The organism is Caldithrix abyssi DSM 13497 (assembly GCF_001886815.1).
Classification (GTDB): domain Bacteria; phylum Calditrichota; class Calditrichia; order Calditrichales; family Calditrichaceae; genus Caldithrix; species Caldithrix abyssi.
In genome coordinates, this window is sequence record NZ_CP018099.1 from 2,896,357 (window position 1) to 2,919,676 (window position 23,320).

The following is a 23,320-nucleotide window of genomic DNA, read 5'->3' on the forward strand; positions in this document are numbered from 1 at the left end:
TCATCAAGCACAGAAAAATCATCCAATAAAGTATTTTTTGTGAAAATGCCAGGACATTAAAAGCGGAGAATGACGTCATGCGCAGCATTCTTTTTCTTGTTTTTTTTACACTGATTAGCTGTCAATATCCGATGATGGATGAAGACGACGATTTTTCTGATATATATCCCACGCCAGATTACCTGCGCGTCATTTCCATTGGCAAGCACGCCTTAAAACTGGAATGGTCGCCAATGTACGGAAGATATGCAGACAGCTTTTTTCAGATTGAGCGTTCCGACGGCGATACCGCCTTCGTTGTTTTAGATGAACGCGTAACGCACAACTATTTTTTCGATTATTCCGTTGATCCTGCGAAACAATACACCTATCGACTAAAAGCGTACAACTCCTGGGGTGAATCGAACTTTTATTACGTTCGCGTTAAATATGATCTGTTTCATCAATTAAAAACGACCATCGATTTTCCCACTACGCAAAAATTAAAGATATCCCGTTCCGGTAAAATGTTTGCGGCCAGTAGCGAAAATCTTTTAATGGTCTGGGACAACCAAACTCTACAACCTGTTCAAGAGTTTTCTGAAAACAGCGCGTACATTGGAGATTTTGAGTTTTCTGCGCTGGGGCAGAATATGATCTACACCAGTGATTCAATCGTTAAAGGCATACATCTACCAGACGGCGAAACTCTGTTCACCTTTGCGACCAAAAATAAAGTGGCCGCGCTGGCCTCCTCCTCTGATCTTTCCAGGATTATGATTGCCACCTCGGTGGACACTGGCAAATCGTTCTCTTTTGACCTGATCATGTACCAGCCGGACGGCAGACTTTTATGGCAGAAAAGCAACACCGGCATTGTTTACGACGTGCTCTTCACACACGATGACAAGGAGGTAATCGCCATGCACTATGGCAAAATCTGTATTTTCAGCGCCCGGGACGGCAGCCTGATCATGGAAAGCGGATCGGAGGGCGATTTCTACCATTCGCCCGCATTAAACTACGACGGCAGCGCTTTACTATTTTTGCGAGGAAATATTAACGGAAAATACCTGAATGTGCTTGACCTGCAGTCAAAACACATTGAAGAATATTACCTTAGAGAAAGCCATTACAACAGCATCGTTTCTTTTGTTCAAATGGGCAACACCGACACCCTGATTTATGGCGATGCCAACTACATCCGTTTTATTACCATGGGAGCAGAAAGAGCCTTTTATTCCTTTGCCGCCACGTTAAACCAAATTCGGTATGTCGTTTACTCGCCTTTAACGGGCGATCTGTATTGCCAGGCGCCGGGCGAGCCCATTTACGTGTATGGGGCAACCAAAAGCGAACAATGGCGAGCCTATTAGACAGGCTTTAGAAAACGTTTTGCGCCTATATGTATTTGTATTCAGAGCTCAAAGATTTTAATCATGTCTAAAAGCCACATTAAGACATTGCTACCATGCTAAGCCTTACTAAATCCAGCATAACGCCTATTCCCGGTAGTGGCAGCCCATGCTTCGGCGGTTAATCCAGGCCGCGTCGGCCACGATAATGGCCGTGCGTACCGCATTGCGTAATCCGATCAGCTCATCGCTCAGTTTACTCACGCGATAGAACCGTTCGATTTCATTTTCCAGATTTCTTAAATCGCGTCGGGCGCGTTGTAAGCGATGGGTTGTGCGCACCAATCCCACATAGTTCCACATGATGTTGCGAATAGAGCTCATGTCCTGATTGATCAAAGCCGGATCCGGATCAAATTCACCGATGTCTTCCCAGTCCCGAATACTTTCTGCGTGGTGGAAGATGGCTTTGGAGATATTTTTGAGGATATGCTGCGCCGCGCTGTGCGCCCATACAACACCTTCCGGCAAAGAAGTGCTGGCCAGACGGTTAGCGCCGTGCACGCCAGTGCAGGCCACTTCGCCCACGGCGTACAAATTTTCTACAGAGGTCTTGCCGTTCTCATCCACCAGAATCCCTCCGCAGGCATAATGGGCCGCCGGTACCACCGGAATTAAATCGGTAGTGGGATCGACGCCAAATTCCAGACACTTTTGATAGATGAATGGAAATTCGCTTTTAATGCGCTCAGCAGGAATGTAAGATTTCATGTCCAGATAAACGTGCGACATGTCGTCCTGAAGCATCTGCTTATGCATGCTGCAGGCCACGAGGTCGCGCGGGGCCAGGTCTTTCCAGGTAGGCGCAAAATTTTGCATAAAAGGCTTGCCGTTTGCATCAACCAATCGCGCTCCGGCGCCGCGCACCGCTTCCGAAATTAAAAACGTTGGTTTGTATTCGTGGTAAAAAATGGTGGGATGGAACTGGATGAATTCCATATTTACAATGCGCGCGCCGGCACGATGCGCCATGGCGATGCCGTCGCCGCGCGCGGCCGGCGGATTGGTCGTTCGTTTAAAAATTTGCCCCAGACCGCCCGTGGCCAGAACGGTTTTTTTGGCCAGTACCTTGACCACCTGCTGCGTTTTTTGATTAAACAAATAGGCGCCCACGCAACGATTGGGCTCGTAAACGGCCAGCCGGTTTAACGAATGATGGGCCGGCGTCAAAATATCGATGGCGGTGTGGTTATCGAGCAGAGTAATATTGGCGTGGCTGTTAATGAGCTGATTGATTTTTTTTTGAATGGATTTGCCCGTGGAGTCTCGCACGTGAATGATACGCTCGATGCGATGTCCGCCTTCGCGCACCAGCGAAAACTTACCGTCGGCCTGCCGATCAAATTCAATGCCCAGTTCTTCAATCAAAATTTTCTCAACCAGGGTCGGGCCTTCGCTGGCGATCTTGTGCACGGCCGGCGGGTAACTATGCCCCGCCCCGGCCTGCATGATGTCTTCGGCCAGTAATTGCGGGCTGTCATCTTCACCTTTGTAAATAATTCCGCCCTGCGCGTAATAGGTGGCGGTGGCGTTTTCGCTGCTGCCGTGACGCGCCAGAATAACTTCCACGCCGGCATTGGCCAGTTGAATCGCCGCAATTCCCCCGGCAATTCCGGCGCCAATTACCAGCACTTCGGTTCGATATTCTTTTGACATGATTGGTACCGCCCGAATGTTAGTCGTTTACGTAAAGTTTATCAATTATGTTAATAAATACTTAATGCTCCCGACGGGTTCAAAACAATTCAATCATCCGACGCACCGCTTTTTCGGCTCGTTTTCTGATATCCTCGGGCACTTCGATCACATAGCGCGTTTGTTTTAAGGATTGCAGGGTGTCTTCCAGCGTAATTTCTGCCATGTGCGGGCAACGATGCGTACAGAGTCGCAGCATCTCCTTTTCTGGATGGGCGGCCATGATGTTATCGCCCATGGAGCATTCAGTTAACAACAGATAATGCGGCGCGTCGTGTTGCTCAACGTATTTGATCATGGCCGAGGTACTGCCGGCAAAATCCGCTCTGGCCGTCACCTCCGGGCTGCATTCCGGATGGGCCAGCACCACCACATCCGGATAAAGTTTGCGCGCATTTTCGATGTCTTCCACGGTGAACAATTCGTGCACCTCGCATTTGCCGTGCCAGCCAATAATTTGATAATCCAGATCGGTATCGAGTTTTATTTCCGGCCAACCCTTCATTTTAGTGGGAAAGATGATGTGTTTGCCGGTTTCGCGGGCCACGTTTCCGGCCAGATATTCATCGGGCAAAAAAATCACGGTATCTGAGTTTAGAGATTCCACCACTGCTTTAGCGTTCCCAGAAGTACAGCAAACGTCGCTTTCGGCTTTAACCTCTGCGTACGTGTTGACATAGGTAACCACCGGCACGCCCGGAAATTTTTCTCTTAAAAGGCGAATATCATCTGCGGTGATGCTTTCCGCCAATGAGCAGCCCGCTTTTTCTGCCGGCAAAAGCACGGTTTTTTCAGGACTTAGAATTTTAGCGGTTTCGGCCATAAAGCGCACACCGCAAAAGACGATAATGTCTTTATCGGTTTCCGCCGCCTTACGCGCCAGTTCCAGCGAATCGCCTTTAAAATCGGGTATGGAATGAAACAGCGCCGGTTCCATGTAATTGTGGCCCAGAATAACGGCGTTGCGTTCTTTTTTTAATTGGTTAATTTGCACCGCCAGTTCGGCTTTCAGACGAATTTCCGCCTCTGGCATAATTTTATGCAATTTCTGATAGAGCTCTTCGTACATCCGATCGATGCTCACGGTTCCTCCTGAAAATAAAATTAGACTATTAAACTCACATCCAGCGCTTTTACAGAGTGGGTCAACGCGCCCACAGAAATAAAATCGACTCCGCTTTCGGCAATAGGCCGAACGGTCTCAATGGTCACATTACCTGAAGCCTCGAGGGGAATTCGGCCTCCACAAATTCCAACCGCCTGTTTCATGGTTTCCGGGGACATGTTGTCCAATAAAATTCGGTCCACTCCAGAATCGATGGCTTCGCGCAGCTCATCAAGGTTTTTAACTTCAACCTCGATGAGGCGCTGTTTTTTGTCGCAAACCCGTACCCGCTCCACGGCCTGACGAATTCCCCCACAGGCGACAATATGGTTATCTTTTATTAAAACCATGTCGTACAGCCCAAAGCGGTGATTCTGACCGCCGCCAATGCGCACCGCCCACTTGTCAAAATACCGTAAGCCCGGCGCGGTCTTGCGCGTATCCAGGATTTTTGCGCGCGTGCCTTTCACAGCTTCTACCATTTGACGCGTCAGAGTGGCAATGCCAGACATGCGCTGCAAAAAATTCAAAGCGGTGCGCTCCGCGGTCAAAATGGCTCTGGCCTTACCTTTTAACAGAGCAATTTTTTCGCCGGGGCGCACGGCGTCGCCGTCCGACTTATTCCATTTAAACTGAATCGATGGATCAAGTTCCTGAAAGCAGGCTAAAAAGACCTCAAGCCCGGCAATAATACCGTCGGACTTGGCTAAGAGACGTGCGACAATTTCTTTGTCTTCTGTGATGGTGCAGTCGGTCGTGACATCGCCGTCGCCGATGTCTTCCGCCAGGGCAAGTTTAACCAGGTTGTGCCAGTCGTTCATTTCAAATCTCTTTCCCATTCAATTTTTTGTTTCAGCTAATTTAACAAAAAATTAGTAAAATATTAAAGGAATTTTTCAGGTGTGCAGTAAGGGAGAAAATGGTTGAATGAACGACCGTTTTGCATGAGAAAATGGGCGTTTTTTTGAAAATGGGCCGCGACTGTCATTTCTCATCCCGCCGCTGGCGGGGCGAAGAATCCATTCAAAACAACAAGGGGATTCTTCACTCCGCTTACGCTTCGTTCAGAATGACAAGCAAACGTGAAGGGCATTTCCTGGGCTGGCCTTCACGCCGTCCAGCAGTTGCGGTACTCCGTTCTGAATGACAGATCGGGGCAGGTCGCTCTTTAACTCTTACACTGTTTACTCCTCAACGATCAGTATCAAAAACTGTAAACCATGAGAATACTTCCTCTGGAAGACCTAACCCGCCCGGGAGAGATTTGAAAATTTTTGTGCTGCTGGATTGGTTGAATAGTTAATTAGTTGAATGGTTGAATAGTTAGTCTGTCATTTCAAAAAGTTTCTGCAAATGTGGTGAATTCCTACCACCGTTTACGTAGGGGCGAAGGATTTCCAAGAACAATTCAGCGATGGTAAGCATTAATCTTTAGTCATATAAAAATAGCACTCTGGATAAAGTAGGGTTGGAAATCCTTCGCCCTTACAAGTACGTTCATTCCTGATCTTTTGTCTGGGAGTGAGGATCGAGCGAGCAAGGGTAATTTATTTTAAAACATTCATTGCGCCCTTTGTGACTTCTCTGGTTGCTTGAAATAATTTGTTTAATCTTTTTCTGCGATTATTGGCGTAATCTGCGAGAAAATTACTTTGCGCGCATTGCGTTTGATTTCGGTTGCGGCTGTGCTGCCTTAGTTTTTTTTATCTTTCCATTCGTAGAAATAGGCGCAGTCGTATTTTTTATTTTCCTTTCCGTCAAACACGGCAAAGTCTGTCGGCCCGTAAATGGAAGCAGCGCCAAATTCGCCCTTTTTATTTACTGCGTATAGCTTTAAACTGAAACTCGGAAGGCCCTTTTTATTCTTCAGATTTGGAAGTTTTGCGTGATCAATAACGCGTTTTAGTACTTTTTTACAGGCTTCTTCTGGAGAATACCCTTCTCGCATGTACTCGACCACCTGATACGAAGATAAATTCTTCAGGTTTTCTTCACCGCGACCGGTAGAGCCGCAAGCGCCTACTTCATTATCGACATATAAGCCAGCGCCAATGATCGGGCTGTCGCCCACTCTGCCCGGTATTTTGAACGCCAGCCCGCTGGTGGTAGTGACGCCCGAAAGGTTTCCATTCAAATCCAGGCCCAGGCAGGTAATGGTGCCGGTAATATCAAGCAATTTTTTATATTTTTCAGGAATTTCTTCCAGAGGGGGCAAGAACCAGTCGTCTTTATCGCTCAGGCTTTCCTTCCAGTACAGCCAGATTTTCCGCGCTTCATCGGTTAATAATTCTTCTTCTTTAAAACCATGGGCGCGCGCAAATTTCAAGGCGCCCTCGCCAACCAACAAAACGTGATCGGTACGCTCCATAACCAGCCGGGCTACTTTAGAAGGGTTTTTTATATTGCGCAGCGATGCTACCGCTCCGGCGTTGTGTGTGGGGCCGTGCATTACGCAAGAATCCAGCTCAACAACGCCTTCTTCGTTTGGCAAGCCGCCATAACCAACAGAATGGTCTTCCGGGTCCTCTTCTACGATATTTACGCCGGCAATAACCGCATCCAGCGCATCCGAACCGTTAAGCATCATCTCTGCGGCCTTTTGTGTGGCTCTTAATCCATTTTTACTGGATACCGCGATTACTTTCCCCCGCGGGGCGTTTGTATTAAAAGAGGCCGCTCGCAGAAATTTTCCTTTTAAAACAGCTCCGCTTAAAGCCGTTAAAAAAGTACTTTGTAGAAATAAACGACGCTTCATGATGTATGATCTCCCTTTTAATGAAATTATTTATGATCAAAAAACATATCGCCCTTATCCAGAATGTCTATGTAAAAATCAATGGATTATTTCTCTTTGTCAAAACACCGCCTTTTGACTTAAATGTTAAAGCATACTGCGCTGTCAAAAATTTCAAGATACAAAACAATGGAATGTTTTGCAACAATGCTAACAGAGATTTTTACCCGCACCTCGTTCTTTGTGAATGAACAACACATTCCTGTTCAGCGTAACCATAAAGTCAGTACCGCCTAAAAGCGATGCAAAAAAAATCTGTTTCATAAATAAATGTTAGCGCCGACCTTCGCTATCGGCGGTTTCACCATTCGTCACTCCTCAAAGGCAACAAGCTATGTGAATGATGCACACCAATCATAACGCATTTTATTTAACCTTTAAGGAGATTTTAGCTTTTCTGAAAAATATGCGTCCAAATTTTAAGCATCATGGTCTCGGCTGATTTTTTTTTACTCGAAATATTCTTTGTGGCGGGGCCTGGAATGGCCAGTCAACTTTTACGCTCTGTACTTTTTTCCTGGGCCGACGGCGGCGGTATTCTTTCACGCCGGAATAAGTTGAAAACCGTTGAAACGGTTCCTTTTGCATTCCTGCCCGAACGATCATCCCACCGTTGAAACGGCGGGCTATTTTCAGCCATCCCTACGGGATTTTAAGTTGACGATCTACTGGTACATCCCTTCCTTGTTACGTGGGAAGAGATTTTTCACGCCGCGTTACGGATTCCCTGTGGAAAGAAGAGCGCCTTAGCAATGAATGATTTTTCTTCTGTGTACATTGTTGTAAACCGTTGAAACGGTTTCCTTTGCATTCCTGCCCGAACGATTTTCCCACCGTTGAAACGGCGGGCTATTTTCAGCCATCCCTACGGGATTTTAAGTTGACGATCTACTGGTACATCCCTTCCTTGCAATGTGGGAAGAGATTTTTCACGCCACGTTAAGGTTTCCCTATGGAAAGAAAAACGCCTTAGCAATGAATGATTTTTCTTCTGTGTCCATTGTTGTAAACCGTTGAAACGGTTCTTTTTGCATTCCTGCCCGAACGATTTTCCCACCGTTAAAACGGCGGGCTATTTTCAGTTATCCTTACCGGATTTTTCAATTATCCAGTCAATTTTTACATCCTTTTCCAGAATCACAATCAGTAGAAGATCTCACATCCCGCCAGGCAGGAGACCGTTCAACCATGTTACGATGCCTTTCAATCACGCTTCTCGCTCGTACAAGCATTAGGGCTTACGAAGAAAATCGTCTCAAGCGTTGGTTTTATCTACTGTCGCACCATATTGGCTTTATCCAGTTTCCATTGATTTGAAAAATAGCCGATCGCTTTGATGGCGGCAAGTCCATAATTGTAAATAGCGGATTGAAACACCATAAAATCCGGATAGCCGTTGCCTGCGTAAAGATATTTTTGCGTATTGGTGGCGCGCATGCCTTTAATTCCCGTGCCGCCGACCACGCCCACCAAAGCAAAATCGCTGTCTCTGCGCGGAAAAATAAATAAAGCCGCAAGATCGTTTCCCTTAAGCGTTTCAGAGCCGATTTTAATTTTTCCTTCTAAAACCTGGATGGGGCAATCTTTTAATAATTTTTTCCAGGCGCCATTTGTCCGGGCGTTGCCGTAAAGAATGACGTTTCTGTCTTGATATTTTTCGGGATCGAATTCCCGATCCAGAATAATATCCACAGAACCATTCCCCTGATACCAGAACACTTCTGCATCATATCGGGCTTTTTCAAGAGCCCAGGCGTTCTCTTCTTTTGATCCTTTGCTGCCCACAACAAATAAGACCTGATTCCGGAAAGCGTCTTTAAAGCCACCGTAACGATGCGGTCCTTTATCCTGCCTGGGCCATTCGCTTGTCTTTACCCAGCGATTATCAATCTTTTCAAAGAAGAGAGCGCCTTTTGCCGGCCAGGTTAAATCTTTTAAAATCTGTCCGTCCAATTCAACCGTAACAGGTTGTCCCGGAGTTAATGGGCTTAAATCAATTTTCAGCCGTGCGATATTCTGGGTTTTACCGTGTAATTTGCGATTGCCTGGATCGACTTGAATGTCTATTTTGCTGAACTCAAACGCTCGCTGCTGGGCATAAATGGTAATCCAGCGGTTGGTAGCCGAAATACCCGGGCTGGCCGTAACAAACTGGATTTGTCTGATCTGCTCCGGGGTGGGACGCGCGTGCCGCGCAAAAAAATCAAATAATGGCGGCCAGTCAACGCAATCTGCGCCGGGCTCATCGCTACGATCCCACCAGTGTCTGGCGCCAGGTTCTTCATGGTACACAAAGTCGCGGTGCCCTATTTCCTTCAAAATTTCTACCATTTTGCGCGATTCTTGAACCGGAACAACACGATCAGAGTCGCCATGAATAATGTACACGCCCAGTTGTTTATAATTTTCAGCTAACAGGGGTGTTCTGCTGGGCGCATTGGCGCGCAGCAACATTTTCTCAACCGGGCCAGTCTGGCCTGAGGATTCTGGTTTTACATAGGTAAAATAACTGATCCATCCGGCGCTGGGGCCAATCGCGCCAAATTGATCCGGATAGTGCGCGCCAAGCTGCCAGGTCCCGTGGCCGCCCATAGAATGGCCGGTTAAATAGATGCGCGCCGGGTCAATATTCCATTTTTGTTTTACGGTATTCAGGACTTCCAGGGCATCCAGACGCCCCCAGTCTTCCCAATTGTATCCAAAAGGGCGACGATTGGTAGCCGCTACAATGTGTGTCCATTTTTTAGGAAAGTAGGCCCGGGCCTGGTTCAAAGCTTCCACGCCTGCGCCATGTACAGAAAGCACCAACGCCCGGGGAGAACCATCATGCATCTGAGCCGGATTTATGGCAAAATACTGAACGCTGCCGTCAATATGGCTGATAAAGGTATGTTTTTGAACATCCTCTGTACCTACCACTCTTAAATTAATTTTAGTCTGCGCCACACGCTTTCCTTTCCAATTCAGGTAAAGCGTAACGGGCAGATCGCCTTTTTCTTGCGGCGCTCGACCTTTAATGAAAAAGGGAACCTTGCGCACCGAAAAGGGCTGAATGATCGGTACTTTTGTTTCCGGAATAAGCGGATTGTCTGAGGAAATGGTTACATCCTTCAGGGGGCTGGCCGTATTGTTCAGCACCACCACGGCGGCCGGTGCATCCATACGCTGCCCGCTAATCAAATCCGGCAGGGTCACATCATTGGCGTTAAAGGCAAGGTCTGCGGAAGGGGCGTGAATGACCACTTTTAATCGTCCGCGATAACACTTAAATAAAAACGTATTTTGCCCTTTCTTTAACTGTACCGGTAAAGCAGATAAACCAAACTCTGGTCCGTGCGGACTGTTTTGATCATGGCTTTGATACGGATTTCCGACTCTGGGTTGACCGTTAACATACACCAGATTATGGCCGCGCCCATCCAGAATAATTGTTTTTTCTTTTTCTGCGTTTATGGTAAAGAAGGCGTAAAAAGCGCGTTTGTCTTTGGGACGATACCATCCGCTGCTATCTATTGTGATTTTTTGCCAGACTGCCCTGCCTCTTTGTCCGAATTTAACTTGCTGTCCGGGGAACGGCAATTGGAAGTTGCCATCGACCAGCGCCTGTTCCAGCGGATCTACCTGCACAAAACTCCAGCGATCGGCGTGCGGGATTTCCAGAATTAAATATTGATCAATAATTTGTTGGGCAAAAACAAAGGGATTAAAAAAGAGTATGATTAAAAGGAAGAATTTAAAACGGTACATCGTTCCTCCTCAGAATTTGTTATTTTTTTCGCGAAAATAAACATTTTTTTAAATAAAACCAATTTTTGTTTTACTTATTTTGACCGTAACCAGCTTCAATAATGCCGTTTAAAATACTTCCTGCAAAACATCTGTCTCGCCATGGCCGGATTGGTTGAATGGTTGGATGGTTGGATGGCTGAATGGTCGCCGGCCTGTCATTCCAATCCTGCGCTGCGGGATTAGAATGACAGTAAAACAACGAAGGGATTCCCCGGGCTGGCCTTCGTTTCGTCCTGTTTCAGAAGGGACTTCACTCCGCTACGCTCCGTTCAGAATAAAAGGATGGGAGAGACGCTCCGGGGGCAATAGAAAAGCCGACTCCGCAGAGCCGGCTTTGAGGGGATGTTTTTAAGAGATGGCCTTATTTTATTAACAGCATCTTCCTTGTCTGAACAAAATCGCCTGCTTTAATCTGGTACATGTAAACGCCGGAAGACAGATCGCGGGCGTCAAAGGTTACCTGATGCGTGCCGGCGTTTTGCTTTTGATTAACCAGGGTGGCGACTTTTTGTCCCAGCACATTGTAAACGGTCAATTGCACCTGAACGTTTTTGGCCAGAGCGTAGGTAATGGTCGTCGTCGGGTTAAAGGGATTCGGGAAATTCTGTTCCAGGCGGAAGTCGGAAAGCACAGAGTTATGATCGCCGATGGCGGTTTCTATCCCGGCGGTGTCGCCCACCCAGGTGTAGCTCCAGAACTGAGCGCCCTGCCATGAGGTGTCGTTATTTTTTTGAGAATAGGAAAGAATACCCTCGCGTACGTTTGGAGCATCGGAATCGTGAATCACCAGATCCAGCGGAATGCGCATACCGTTTACAGGATGGAAACGGGCATCTCCCGCGGCGTTACGTGTGGGCAAAGAATCAAGCGGTATCTTCACCTCAATGACGTAATCGGAAGTTCCAAAATCGGTAAAATTATAGTTATCGGAAGGATTGCTGAACATAGCCGGATCGAAGCCGTTCGTTTCACTATGAAAACCGTCTTTTAAAAGGACAAACTTATAGTCCGGTTCTTCGCCTCTTAAAAAGCCATAGTGCTGAGTGGTAAAATTGTAAAGCCCAATGTAAACTTCGATGGCGTCATCTTCCCAGAAATTACCGGCAGGATCGTAACTGAAAATATCGTCCAGAACATCAAAAGCCATGTAAAGATATTCATCATCCACCGCTAAATAGCAGGTAGCGGTTAAATCGTCGTCGTTGTCAAAGGTACCGCCCGCCACATGGCTTACGGAAGGCTTTAACTCAAAGGGCATGATGGCATTGGGATCCCATTCACTCAAATCGCCGTCAGCGGCAAAATTAGCCGGAGGCGTTAACGAAATGGTGGGAATCCCCTTCGCCATATTTTCAACGGCTCCGGAAACGCCGGCCTCAGAAACATTGCCAGAGGCGTCCGTACAGGTAACGGCGTAATATCTGGTTACCTGTTTGTCTTTTAACGGGTAATAAATAAAATGAGCGGCCGATTGCGTTCCTTCCGGTACCGCTTCGGCAACCACTTCCACGCCTGGCGCCGTTACATCGGTAATCGGTTGTTCGCTGGCGTAAACGGTGTAAGATTCTTCACTTTCGCCGGGCACATCCTGCCAGATGACCAGATTGTAGTAATCGGCCGGCACGGCCGTAACCCCGGTGGGCGCAGCAGGCGGAATGACATCAATTTCCGGATTGCCTGTCCAAAGATCCGTAATTAAAATGGTTTTACCGGCAGATGAAACGCCATTGGTCATAAACTGTAAGGTGCTAACATGGGAAGAATCAAAATTAGAAGTTCCATCCTGATACGGAAATTCACTCAATTTAAAGGCATACTCGTGCCATTGATTATCCGCCACAGGGTCAAAAATCATGCCGCGTTTTGCCGTGCCGTCTTCAATCTGCACACGCAGCGTTCCCGTGCCTTCTTCGGCTTTCATTTTAAACTTCAAGGAATCGGTGACCCAGATAAAAGACATATCATACGGCGGATCGATATTCCAGCCTGCGCCGCTCCAGCCGTTGCCCCATTCGTCTCCGGGAATCCACTGGATGGCATTTTTACCTTCAGGCGCTACGCCTTCAACCACTTCCATGGAAGATTGTCCCCAGGTGAAAGTGGTTAAAGCATTGGCCAGCGATTTTCCATTAAAAAAGATAAAGGCCTTTTTGGCCGGGGAATAAAGCACGATATGATCCACAATAACGGTGCCCTGCGAGTAATCGCCTTCACCGCCTCCGCTAATGGAAAACTCGAAAGAAAAACCTTTAATCTGATCCAGATCCAGAACATCATTGCCCTGAATGCCTGCCCAGCCGGTACGGTTAAATGACTGTCCGCCCCACTCGTCAGAATTGGGATCATCGCGTCCGTCTTTCAGAGCCATCTTGAACACATGCCATCCAGGCTCATCGTCAAGAATATGGTGAAAGGAATAGTAATATTCGCACTCCGTTACATCGTAGGTGGCCGCTCCATTGGCAGCATCCGAAACATCGTGTAAGTTGAAACGAAAATGCACGCGTCCCGGTAAACTTTGCGGAACGGCGTTGTAATACCAAACCATGATGGAATCGTAATTGGACCAATTGTACACTCCATTGGAATCCGGATTCCAGTGTTCCACTTTGGTGTATCCGCCCCACGATTCTGTGTTATGCGCGGAATATTCCAATTTTAAGGCGCCCGCGCCGGAATAGACGATATCATTCACATACTCGTAATGAATCCAGCCATAAGCCGAATCGGCATTCGTGTTTGTCTGGTAATGCTGACCGCCATGGTTATCGAACCAGGCCCAGAAATTGGTGTCAGCCGGAGCGGCATCAAAATCATCAAATAATACCTGCTCCTGAGCAAACAACCATAATGGAACGATCAAAATTAATAGCAAAATACGCTTCATAAAATGTCCTCCTCTTGTTGGTTAAAATGATTCGTTAACGTGGATTTTTTGTTTTTCTTTCGCAATTTATTCTGTTCCTCCTTTCCTTGTCTGTTCACTTACCTGTCCTTGGGTTGATCGCCGTAACTGTTCGGCAAACAAACGGGCTCGTTTTGCACTCCCGCCGACGACTTGAATGTTTTCCTGAAAAAACAGGATAGACAGAAATAAAGTCATTTGAACATTGAACGTTCTCCTGCTCATTTTAATAGCACCATCTTTTTTTGCTTTTCATTTTGCCCGACCTGAACGCGATAAAGGTAAATCCCCGAGCCTACCGAACGGTTTTCCAAATCCCTTGCCGACCAGAAAAAGCTACCCGCTCCGTTTCCCTCCATGACATCTGAAAAAACAAGTCTCCCACGCAGATCAAAAATATCCAGCCTTACGGTGGATTTTTGGCCCACATAAAACGGAATACGCGTGGCGCCGTTAAACGGATTGGGGTAATTTTGCCCCAGTTCAAATTTAAACGGAACTCTGTCCTCGCCCTCGATGTCGGTCGTCTTAATAAATTCCATCTGATTGATATTGAAACCGCCGTTTAAAAATTTTAAGGTAAGCAGGCGTTGGCCGCTTTGCAGGGCTAAATTTTTAATGGTGATGGTGTCCCAGTTGTACCAGCCGCCAGTCTTATTAATCGAGATGGGGTCTGTAAGGGCAAGGTCATCCATTAACAACTGCACCTTACCGCTGCTTTGAGGGCTGGCCACGCGCAAGATCACATCGTAGAGCCCGTTACTTTTAACCTGAATGGTGTAGTTAAGCCATTCGCCAGATTCAATCCAGCCCACGCTATATTTTGCGCCGCCATCATCCCGGCTCTCTTCAATATCCACTCCGTCGTTGCGATACTGCTCTCCTGTGTTCCATGGCGTGTAAACGTCCCATCTGGTTCGTTGATAGTCCGTATCGTGGTAAGCCACGCCATTGCCGCCGTAATCAAAATCGACGCAATTAATCGTTCCGGGAATTTCATGTTTTTTAAAGGGGCTGCTCCGCGTTAAAAAATCTGGATTAAAAAGCGCTTGCAAAACATCCGGCCTAAAGTCGCATTGTTCAAATTTTAAATTCTCTGCGGTTTGCATTAAAACGCCAAAAGCAAAGGTCTGATCCGGTTTGGCCCCCTGGCCGTTCCAGTAATCGACCAGCGATTGAAAACCGGACGTCAGCCGAGCGGAAAAAGGGCTGGTGATGGTTTCGAACTTTTTGTGCGTCCACCAGCACCAGCTTACCTTATTTTCTTCCAGCATTTGCACCACGCTGGCAAACCAGTGGTTAGAATTTTCACCGCTCTCGCCCATCCACAAAGGCGTTCCATAGGTTTTACGGATATTCAAATAGCTTTGAATGGTTGCTACTGAGGTTTCGTTCCAGTACTTGTGGAAGCTGTAAGACAGGTTGGCGTCCCACGGCGGAGTTAATGAAGTAAAATCGGTGCCATACCAGTTGCCTTCAATAAAAACGATGTGGTTTGGATCCACCTGACGAATGGCCGAGGTAATGCGCATGTACAAACTGCGTAGTTCAGTGGCTGGATAGCCTTGCGGCAGGACCGGTTCGTTCAATAAGTCGTAGCCGACCACCGTGGTATCGTTGGCGTAACGCTGGGCAATTTTTTGCCAGATTTCCACCGTTCGATCCTGATTAGCCGTTTCGGTCCAGAGGCGCGCCTCAAAACCATCGCTATCGCTAATGTTGTCGGCGTTTTGCCCGCCCGGCGCGCAATGCATATCCAGAACCACATAAAGACGATGGGCCCGGCACCACTCGATCAGTGAATCGATAACCGCAAAACCTTCTTCCAGATAGACGCCCGGCTGACCTTCCGGAGAAAGCAAGCGATAATTAAAAGGCAGACGGATTAAATTGAATCCCCAGGAGGCGATTAACTGAATATCTGCTCTGGTTACATAATTGGCGCGGTATTTTTTCCAGAATTGATCGGCATTGCTTGCGCCAATCACATCTTCAATTTGCGCGTTGATGGAGGAAGGGGAGCCAAAACCCGGCATGTGAAGCATGTAGCCCTCAGGAACCAGCCAGCCGCCAAGCCCCAGTCCTTTAAAAAACACTTCTTTCCCCTGTGCGTTAATGAACATGCCGCTCTTTGTTTTAATGAAAGCAAATGCCGGATCTAAAGCAGACGCCATTAACGCCAGCGCAAGAAGAAGGCCAATCTTTTTGCTCTGCATTCCAACCATTCAACGCTATCCTTTATTGACATAAAAGCCCCACAGACCTATCATTTTTACAAGTTTAGTGCCAAAACAGAATGGGAATAAAAACAGGCACAAAGCCCGTCTTTTTCAGGTTAATGATTATTGTTTCGATAAGCGACATTATTAGAATGATAATCCAATCTGCCATTAAAATACTTCCTCCGAAAGGTCTGACGTCTTAGCGTGCGAAAAACTTCGTGAATGCCTAACACGTAACTCGTTACCCGTCACGCGTTACTTGTTACGCTGTCAAGTGCCTGGCGTACTTTGCGGATTTTTTGCGCTCTTAGTGGTTCGTTTTTGGTTGCGGCTTGGCTGCCCTGAAATGCTTTCTTTAAAAAACGTAAAGTCTTAGCGTGCGAAAATTTTTGCTCTGTTTTAAAAAGTAAATTGTGCCGATTTGCTTGGTTTTCGTCTTACATGTTGAGATATAGTTCTATTTTTTCTTTTCGATCTTGGCTTTCCCTTTTCAGCTGACGCTGAACAGAAGGGTTTGCGTGAAAAAATCTTTGCGCTCTTTGTGGTTCGTTTTTGGTTGCGGCTTGGCTGCCCTGGAATACTTTTTTTAAAGATGCCGCTGTTTAGCCTGTGAAAATTTTTGTGATCGTGGCTTCGATACGCCTCGTCCTTCAATAGCACAATCAGGATAATAAACCGCCGGCGCTCATTGAGGCAATTAATTTTTGAAATTGCATCGAAAAAACTGTAATATTATGTAGTTTAATAAATCTAATTCAGGGGGCCATGATGAGGAGTCTTCGCGTTTCCGTTTCCATGTTTTCTCTTTTAATCTTTATTTTACTCTCCTGTTCTAAAGAATTGCCTTTTGAGTCCCATAACGATCTATCCACGCCGCAGGTTACTCTGCAAACGATTGAGGGCAGCACCGTTTACGAAGGAGTTTTGCCGGGCGGCGCTCTTTTTAAGATCTGGATGCCCGACAACTGGAACAACAAGCTGGTTATTTTTGCGCACGGTTATGTGGATCCCACCCAGCCGGTGGCCATTCCCGAATCGCAGCTAACTTTAGAAGATGGCACGTATGTTCCCGATCTGGTTACCGAAATGGGCTACGCCTTTGCCACCACCAGCTATCGAGAAAACGGTTTTGTCGTTCAGGAAGCGATTATCGATCTGGTTGAACTGGAATTTAAGTTCGAAGAACTTTTACCAGAGCCGGAATTTGTTTACCTGATTGGCGGTTCGGAAGGCGGATTAATAACGATTAAATCGTTGGAAATGAAAGAATTGTACGATGGCGGTCTGGCCCTGTGCGGCCCGATTGGCGATTTTCAGAGGCAGGTCAATTACGTTGGCGATTTTCGCGTATTGTACGATTACTTTTTCCCTGGCGTTTTACCCGGCAGCCCGATGGAAATTCCGGATGAATTGATCGCCAACTGGGAAAGCAAATATGTGCCCAGAATCCTGAGCCTGATGCAAACCTATCCCGACCGTGTTCAGCAGCTCATCCGCTGCGCCAGAGCGCCGGTTGATCCAAACGATCCTGCGACCTTGGCCCAAACGGTGTTGGGTGTTTTGTGGTACAATGTGTTTGCCACCAACGATCTGGTGGCCCGCGTGGGCGGCAACCCATACGACAACATGGATCGTCAGTACCACGGCTCCGGCGACGACCAGTACCTGAACAAAAATGTGCAGCGCTTTAAGGCCGATCCCGAAGCGCTGGCCAATTTAAAACGCATGTACGACACCACCGGTGACCTCAACAGGCCGGTTGTGACCATGCACACGGTGGGCGACCCGATTGTTCCGGCCTGGCACGAACGCCTTTACCGGGAAAAGGTTTTCCCTGAAAACGGACGCATCATGTACACCAACGAGTTCATCTGGCGCTATGGCCATTGTAATTTTACCAAAGAGGAAGTGCTAAAAGGTTTTACCTTAATGATCCAAAAGGCCAAGCTTTTCAAGGAACTGCAATTGCCGATGCCAAGCATGGTCGTCCGTTAAAATCGGTGGTAATATCATTCTAAAATCGCCATTGGGGCTGTCCCAGAAGTTGGAGTAGTTGAACACTGGCCTTTCATTCTATTTAAATTACAAGGATAAGAGACCGTCCAGTAGCCTCCTTAAAACAACAAGAGGATTTCCTGGGCTGGTCTTCACTCCTTTCAAATTTTCCGGACGCAAACTGGCGCTTCATTTAAAATGACAGGACGAGACAGATAGGAATTAAAATAAAAAAATGCGCCATATTAAACAATACTGTAAATTTCAATTTTTGAGACAGCATCTTAAAGATTCCACTAAGGGCGTGGGCTTAAAAAAAGAGCGGCGAAATATTCAGAGATTTAAATGGGATAAAATTTCTTGAGCGCGTTTTCATAGCGTAAAAACCAATCAAAATGCACGTTTTGCATTTCTTCCTGTAGCTCCAATAAATACGCCGATGGATTACGGCTGGAAATTCGCAATCGCTCCGTCTCCGCCAGATACAATAGGTGCAAAAACTGCAAAAACGCTTCCTGCACGTCCAGTATCATCCCTGCTTTTTCTTCCACCTTCTTTTTAATAAACGATTCAAATTCCTCGTTCTTTTCATCAATATGTAATTGGCCGTCTTCCCACAAGGCAAAGGTTAATTGAAAAGCAAGGAGATTCCATTCATCAAACTTATTTTGCAAAAAATGCAGTTTATTTTTAATTAATCGATTGACGAAATATGGAATGCGGCACAATCGCGGATCATTAAATAAAGCCAGGGTGTAAAACATCCGGCCTTTGGTATTTTCTCCGAGCTTAAAATAGGCGGCTCCTTCAATCTGGCGCAAAAAAACATGTTCGCCGAAATGCAAAACATAATTTTCAACCGCTTCAATGGTTCTCTTGTACTCTTCTTCCTGAAAAAAGACCTCCGCCGGGTGCAAATTATCCAGAATAAAATCATAATGCTGTTCGTTCAGCCTCTCGGCCAGCGCCTTATTCAGGCCTTTTTGCAAAAAGCGAAAGTCTTCCTTTAACGCCTGCAGTTCTTTGATATTTTTATAATTCTGGCGCAAATGCGCTAAAAAAAGCAGTTCGTTATTTTTCTGCTTATTTAACTCTTCTGCCAGAAATTGAACGGCCTCCATTTTTTGAGGGATATCCTGCGGAGCGTCCACGGTACGATGCCACAACTCCAGTTCGCGTAAGGCCTGTTTTAAATTAAACGAAGAAAGATTACGGCGGTACAGCTCTTTGGACTGATTTTCCACGCTAAACAGACTTAACTGCATCTTCACAAACTCCCTATTCAATACGCTCACTTTTTAATGGGTGAGCCGTCATTAATACCGCCGGCTGTTTTCTATCAAACTTTTCCACGCTCCATTAACAACAATGCCCCTACCAAATTCAGACAATGTCCGGCAAGGAGATACCGCCTGCGGCATTTTTAAGCTTTGATAAATGTAAATAGAAACTGGTATTAATTTCAACCGCATCCATTTAAAAATAGTAAAAATAAATTAAAGCAACGGAGATGGTCATAATAAACAACTGCATGGGCAGCCCCACGCGTAAAAAGTCCTTAAAGCGATAGCCGCCCGGCCCATACACCATAATATTCGTCTGGTAACTAATGGGCGTGGCAAAGCTGGAAGAAACGGCGATGGCCAGGGTCAGAATAAAAGGCCTTGGATCGACCTGCATTTCAGTGGTAACGGCCAGCACAATCGGGAAAACAAGGGCTGCTGCGGCGTTATTGGTGATAATATTGGTGTAGCTGCTGGCAACCAGAAAGACTCCGGCCAGAACGCCGATTATTCCAAAGGCGCTGCCCCCCAGGATAATAAAATGGGCAAAAAACTGCGCCACGCCCGAATTTTTAATTCCAGCGGCAATGCCAAAGGCTGTTGCAATAATGACCAGCACGCGAAAATCAACCGCCTCTCTGGCCTCTTCGAGCGAAATGGTGCGCGTTAACAAAAGAATCATTACGGAGAGCCCGGCCGCCACAACAATGGGCATCAAATGTAAAACAAACATGGTCACCATCAGAGCAATCGTTCCAACGGCAATAATCTGGTTTTTAAGCGGTTTGGAAGGCACCTTTACGCTTTCCGAAACCAGTAAAAAATCACGCGAATGATAATACTTTTTCAAAAAACTTTTATGGGCCAACAACAGCAAGGTATCGCCCGATTTCAAAACAATATCGCCGATTTTCTTTTTTATGCGTTCGCCGTTACGATGAATGGCAATAATCACCGCATCATATTTTTGACGGAAGTTACTTTCGCGCACGTTTTGTCCGATAAGAGGCGAACTGTTGGAAATCACCACTTCAAATGGGCGGATCTGCGAAGAGTCGTACTGTTTTAAATCTAATGCGGCGTCCTCGATCAATTTTAAGCCGGGCGTTTTTTGCAGTTCAAGAATGGTTTTGGGCAGGCCGGTAAAAAACAGCCGATCCCCGACTCTTATGACCTCATCTGGCCTGGCGGGAGCAATGATTTCGCCATTACGTTCGATCTGAAACAGAAATAAGCCGGCCAGATGTCGCAGCCCGGCTTCTTCAATGGTTTTGCCAATGCCTTTATACTCCGGCGTAACTTTTAAAGCGACCACAAACTCACGCGTATTTTCTTCCAGTTTAATCAAAGCTTCTTTACGATCCGGCAAAAATCTGCTCACCACAAAAACAATGAACAATAAACCGCTTATGGCCACCGGCACACCGATTTTGGAAATTTCAAACATTTCCATGCCTTTAATGCCGCTCTCTTCCATTAAACCGTAAATAATTAAGTTGGTGCTCGTACCGATCAACGTACACATCCCACCGAGGATGGCGGCATAAGACAGGGGAATAAAAAATTTGGAAGGCGATAAATTAGAGCGCTCTGTCCAGCTTTTTAAGGTAGGGATTAACAGCGCAACCACAGGCGTATTATTGATAAAAGCCGAGACCGTTGTAACAGGAAACAAAATGCGCATCAACTTTTTACGATAGCCCGAATGATTACTTTTGCCAAACAAAAAATTCTGCAGCCGGCCCATTAAGCCAGAATTACTCAACCCAGCCGCTACAATGAACAAAAATCCAATGGTCAGCATACCTTCATTGGAAAAACCGACAAAGGCTTCTTTTACATTTATTACCTTGCCAAGGATTAAGAGAAAGAGAAAAGAAAGAAGCGTCAATTCTGTTTCAAAAATTTCTTTGACTAAAAAATAGGTCGTCAAAATAAGTAGAATTAAGGTGTACCAGAATTGAAAATCCATTTTTTACTCCAACGCCGCTCAGCGTTTTTATTCGTTGTTACAACTCTGTTCTGGTGCAAAATTTATTGAATAAATTAAATACTTAAAAATTTATTATCAGTTGTTGATTTTTATCAAAAAAAAACTGGGAAATTAAATAGCGGCTAATAAACATCCCGGACGGGCTCTTGAGGATCTCGCACTTTTTTCACATAATCGCTATCGATTTCAACCGATACCGTTTGCATAATGCCTTCAATGCTCACAACCAGACGTGTTTTACCTCGTAAACTCTTTACCATACCCTTCAGGCCGCGGAAAGGTCCCTCTTCAATGACCACAAGTTCGCCCGGCTTTATGTAATTTTCGAGCTGGATTTTTTCTGGATGTTCAAGCATTTGTTTTAAAGATTCTATCTGCCAGTCAGGAATCACGGCCGGCACACCGTTAAAATTTACTATTTTGACCACGCCTTTGGTTTGCAGCACATCAAAACGATTTTTATAGTCAATTCTGACAAACAGGTAGCTGCTGAAAAGAGGCATGTCCACTTTTTTCTTGCGATCCTTCCACTGCCGAACGCGTTTGATCAGGGGCAAATACGCCGTAATTTCCTTCTCGATAAGCCCTTCATAGACTTTTTTCTCGTGCCGTGGTCGTGTGTAAATGGCGTACCAGTGTTCCATCTATGCGATTCCCTCATTCTTAATTTAAAGGTTGTAGAATTTACAACAATTTCCAAACAAATCAATTTTTTCTAAATTAGATGAGGAGAAATTTTAAAGGTAACTGCCTCAAATCTCGAAAAAATTTTTTATCAGCCCAAATACATCGGTTATGTCTTTCACACCGTTTTTCGGGGTTATTTTGCGCGTCAACAAAAAGGCGTTGTTATAGGTATGCGTGCCATTAAACATCGTTTGCTCAAATGTCTTTTTTGCCCACAAAACGCCTTTAAAATCGTATCCTTCTTCAGGCAGTATTAGCAAATCCGGAATATTTTTAAATTGAAGCGGATCAACAAAAATTTGATGGTCCAAAGTTTTGGGCAGCCCGTATCCTTCGTATCCGCGAACAACCTTTTGCACAACCGGTTTTCCATTGGGATCTTTTAACTGCATCAATTTTGCGCTGAGTTCATTACAAATGGTTTCATATTCAATTCCCGCTTGAACTTTGCCTGTTTTTTCCCGGCCTTTTAAATTGAGATAGATTCTTCCGGGATACAGACTGTAGGCGGTGGTAAATTCGTGCAAATCTTTCAGGTTTTGAGGGGGAGCCTGTTTAAAATAAAGATAGCCGTTTTCCATTAGCCAGCGATTCAGGTTTACTTCGTATTTAAGCCTGGTAAATCCGTGATCCGAAAGCAATAGTAAAGGGGCGTCGTCCGGCAACTGTTTAAAAAATTGACCAAGAAGGCTATCCAACTTTTGATAAAAATTAAAAAAATAAGCGGAATAAGGCTCCACCCTTTCTTCGTAATACCTCCAGAAAAAATGATGCAGACGGTCGGTCTCCATTATGTGTCCCATAAAAAAATCCCATGGCCCGTTTTCGTAAAAATAGCGTAGCATCTCGAAACGCTTTTCCATAATCTCGATTAGTTGATGATAAAATTTATCCGGATCTTTCTTTCCCGCTTCCACATCCGCATCAATCCGATAGCCCTTAGCTTTTAGAAAGGAGCCGATGGCCGGTGGATAAGTCCCCTTTGCCAGATCAGATCCTAAAAAGCCACTCACTACGATTCCATTTACTTTTGTCGGGGGATAGGTAACGGGCACATTTAAACTAAAAACGCGTTTTCCCACCTCCGAAAGTAACTGCAGCAGCGTTTTCTTTTTTAAATGTTTTGCATTGGGCACAAACCACTCCAACGTACCGGGATCTCGCTCAATAAAGCCGGTGATTCCGTGTTCTGCCGGTTTTGCTCCGGTCCAGAACGAGGCCCAGGCCACCGAAGAAATGGGGGGATGGACGGAGTCTATTTTAAAAAGAGCAGATTCCTTTAGCAATTTTCCCACATGAGGCATATTGCCCTCTGCGACCATCTTTTTCAATAAACTAAAAGGCACGCCATCCAGGGCTATGACTACTAATTGCTTGCGTTCGTTCATGGTTTCAAATCTCGCTGCGATTTATTTTTCCTGCGTAACAAAGAGAATAATATACGACATAAAAGGAATT

At 45.9% G+C, this 23,320-nt stretch carries 14 protein-coding genes; 2 read left to right on the forward strand and 12 right to left on the reverse strand.

Annotated elements, in window-relative coordinates:
* Window positions 1-77: 77 nt before the first annotated feature.
* Window positions 78-1,355 (forward strand): hypothetical protein, encoded by a 1,278-nt coding sequence (locus tag Cabys_RS11320; protein ID WP_006930589.1) that lies wholly within the window; start codon window positions 78-80, stop codon window positions 1,353-1,355.
* Window positions 1,356-1,481: 126 nt separating this feature from the next.
* On the opposite strand, the gene nadB is transcribed toward Cabys_RS11320, so the two are convergent.
* The 8 genes from nadB to Cabys_RS11365 form a co-directional block, all read right to left on the reverse strand.
* Window positions 1,482-3,050 carry an L-aspartate oxidase gene (gene nadB, locus Cabys_RS11325; RefSeq protein WP_006930590.1) on the reverse strand — a complete coding sequence of 523 codons (1,569 nt, stop codon included), beginning with the start codon at window positions 3,048-3,050 and terminating at the stop codon, window positions 1,482-1,484.
* Window positions 3,051-3,129: 79 nt separating this feature from the next.
* The gene (gene nadA, locus Cabys_RS11330) at window positions 3,130-4,173 is read right to left on the reverse strand and encodes a quinolinate synthase NadA (RefSeq protein WP_006930591.1); all 1,044 of its coding nucleotides are present in this window, start codon (window positions 4,171-4,173) and stop codon (window positions 3,130-3,132) included.
* Between the two features lie 20 nt (window positions 4,174-4,193).
* Window positions 4,194-5,033, reverse strand: coding sequence for a carboxylating nicotinate-nucleotide diphosphorylase (nadC, locus tag Cabys_RS11335; protein ID WP_218921385.1), 840 nt, complete (start codon window positions 5,031-5,033; stop codon window positions 4,194-4,196).
* A gap of 854 nt (window positions 5,034-5,887) precedes the next feature.
* On the reverse strand, window positions 5,888-6,949 hold the full coding sequence (locus Cabys_RS11345) for a glycosylasparaginase (protein WP_006930593.1): 1,062 nt from the start codon (window positions 6,947-6,949) through the stop codon (window positions 5,888-5,890).
* A gap of 1,311 nt (window positions 6,950-8,260) precedes the next feature.
* Window positions 8,261-10,735, reverse strand: a complete 2,475-nt coding sequence (locus Cabys_RS11355; RefSeq protein ID WP_006930594.1) for a carboxylesterase family protein — start codon at window positions 10,733-10,735, stop codon at window positions 8,261-8,263.
* 403 nt (window positions 10,736-11,138) lie between these two features.
* Entirely contained in the window at window positions 11,139-13,664 is a 2,526-nt protein-coding gene (locus Cabys_RS20240; protein WP_006930595.1) for a T9SS type A sorting domain-containing protein, read from the reverse strand.
* A 66-nt stretch (window positions 13,665-13,730) separates the two neighbouring features.
* On the reverse strand, window positions 13,731-13,907 hold the full coding sequence (locus Cabys_RS20085; protein ID WP_006930596.1) for a hypothetical protein: 177 nt from the start codon (window positions 13,905-13,907) through the stop codon (window positions 13,731-13,733).
* Window positions 13,904-15,907, reverse strand: a complete 2,004-nt coding sequence (locus Cabys_RS11365) for a cellulase family glycosylhydrolase (RefSeq protein WP_006930597.1) — start codon at window positions 15,905-15,907, stop codon at window positions 13,904-13,906. The genes Cabys_RS20085 and Cabys_RS11365 overlap by 4 nt, the downstream gene beginning before the upstream one ends.
* 762 nt (window positions 15,908-16,669) lie before the next feature.
* Between Cabys_RS11365 and Cabys_RS11370 the strand changes: the two genes are divergently transcribed.
* Entirely contained in the window at window positions 16,670-17,899 is a 1,230-nt protein-coding gene (locus Cabys_RS11370; protein ID WP_150109316.1) for a hypothetical protein, read from the forward strand.
* A 341-nt stretch (window positions 17,900-18,240) separates the two neighbouring features.
* On the opposite strand, the gene Cabys_RS11375 is transcribed toward Cabys_RS11370, so the two are convergent.
* The 4 genes from Cabys_RS11375 to Cabys_RS11390 form a co-directional block, all read right to left on the reverse strand.
* The gene (locus tag Cabys_RS11375) at window positions 18,241-19,164 is read right to left on the reverse strand and encodes a hypothetical protein (RefSeq protein ID WP_006930599.1); all 924 of its coding nucleotides are present in this window, start codon (window positions 19,162-19,164) and stop codon (window positions 18,241-18,243) included.
* A 211-nt stretch (window positions 19,165-19,375) separates the two neighbouring features.
* On the reverse strand, window positions 19,376-21,154 hold the full coding sequence (locus tag Cabys_RS11380) for an SLC13 family permease (RefSeq protein WP_006930600.1): 1,779 nt from the start codon (window positions 21,152-21,154) through the stop codon (window positions 19,376-19,378).
* A gap of 143 nt (window positions 21,155-21,297) precedes the next feature.
* The gene (locus tag Cabys_RS11385; protein WP_006930601.1) at window positions 21,298-21,819 is read right to left on the reverse strand and encodes a UpxY family transcription antiterminator; all 522 of its coding nucleotides are present in this window, start codon (window positions 21,817-21,819) and stop codon (window positions 21,298-21,300) included.
* Between the two features lie 108 nt (window positions 21,820-21,927).
* Window positions 21,928-23,250, reverse strand: coding sequence for an alkaline phosphatase family protein (locus tag Cabys_RS11390; protein WP_006930602.1), 1,323 nt, complete (start codon window positions 23,248-23,250; stop codon window positions 21,928-21,930).
* Window positions 23,251-23,320: the final 70 nt, after the last annotated feature.

Excerpts from the sequence above, each read along its gene's own strand:
- Cabys_RS11320 (WP_006930589.1), top strand. The coding sequence starts at position 78 with ATGCGCAGCATTCTTTTTCTTGTTTTTTTTACACTGATTAGCTGTCAA.
- nadB (WP_006930590.1), bottom strand. The coding sequence starts at position 3,050 with ATGTCAAAAGAATATCGAACCGAAGTGCTGGTAATTGGCGCCGGAATT.
- nadC (WP_218921385.1), bottom strand. The coding sequence starts at position 5,033 with ATGGGAAAGAGATTTGAAATGAACGACTGGCACAACCTGGTTAAACTT.
- Cabys_RS11345 (WP_006930593.1), bottom strand. The coding sequence starts at position 6,949 with ATGAAGCGTCGTTTATTTCTACAAAGTACTTTTTTAACGGCTTTAAGC.
- Cabys_RS11355 (WP_006930594.1), bottom strand. The coding sequence starts at position 10,735 with ATGTACCGTTTTAAATTCTTCCTTTTAATCATACTCTTTTTTAATCCC.
- Cabys_RS20240 (WP_006930595.1), bottom strand. The coding sequence starts at position 13,664 with ATGAAGCGTATTTTGCTATTAATTTTGATCGTTCCATTATGGTTGTTT.
- Cabys_RS20085 (WP_006930596.1), bottom strand. The coding sequence starts at position 13,907 with ATGAGCAGGAGAACGTTCAATGTTCAAATGACTTTATTTCTGTCTATC.
- Cabys_RS11365 (WP_006930597.1), bottom strand. The coding sequence starts at position 15,907 with ATGGTTGGAATGCAGAGCAAAAAGATTGGCCTTCTTCTTGCGCTGGCG.
- Cabys_RS11370 (WP_150109316.1), top strand. The coding sequence starts at position 16,670 with ATGATGAGGAGTCTTCGCGTTTCCGTTTCCATGTTTTCTCTTTTAATC.
- Cabys_RS11375 (WP_006930599.1), bottom strand. The coding sequence starts at position 19,164 with ATGCAGTTAAGTCTGTTTAGCGTGGAAAATCAGTCCAAAGAGCTGTAC.
- Cabys_RS11380 (WP_006930600.1), bottom strand. The coding sequence starts at position 21,154 with ATGGATTTTCAATTCTGGTACACCTTAATTCTACTTATTTTGACGACC.
- Cabys_RS11385 (WP_006930601.1), bottom strand. The coding sequence starts at position 21,819 with ATGGAACACTGGTACGCCATTTACACACGACCACGGCACGAGAAAAAA.
- Cabys_RS11390 (WP_006930602.1), bottom strand. The coding sequence starts at position 23,250 with ATGAACGAACGCAAGCAATTAGTAGTCATAGCCCTGGATGGCGTGCCT.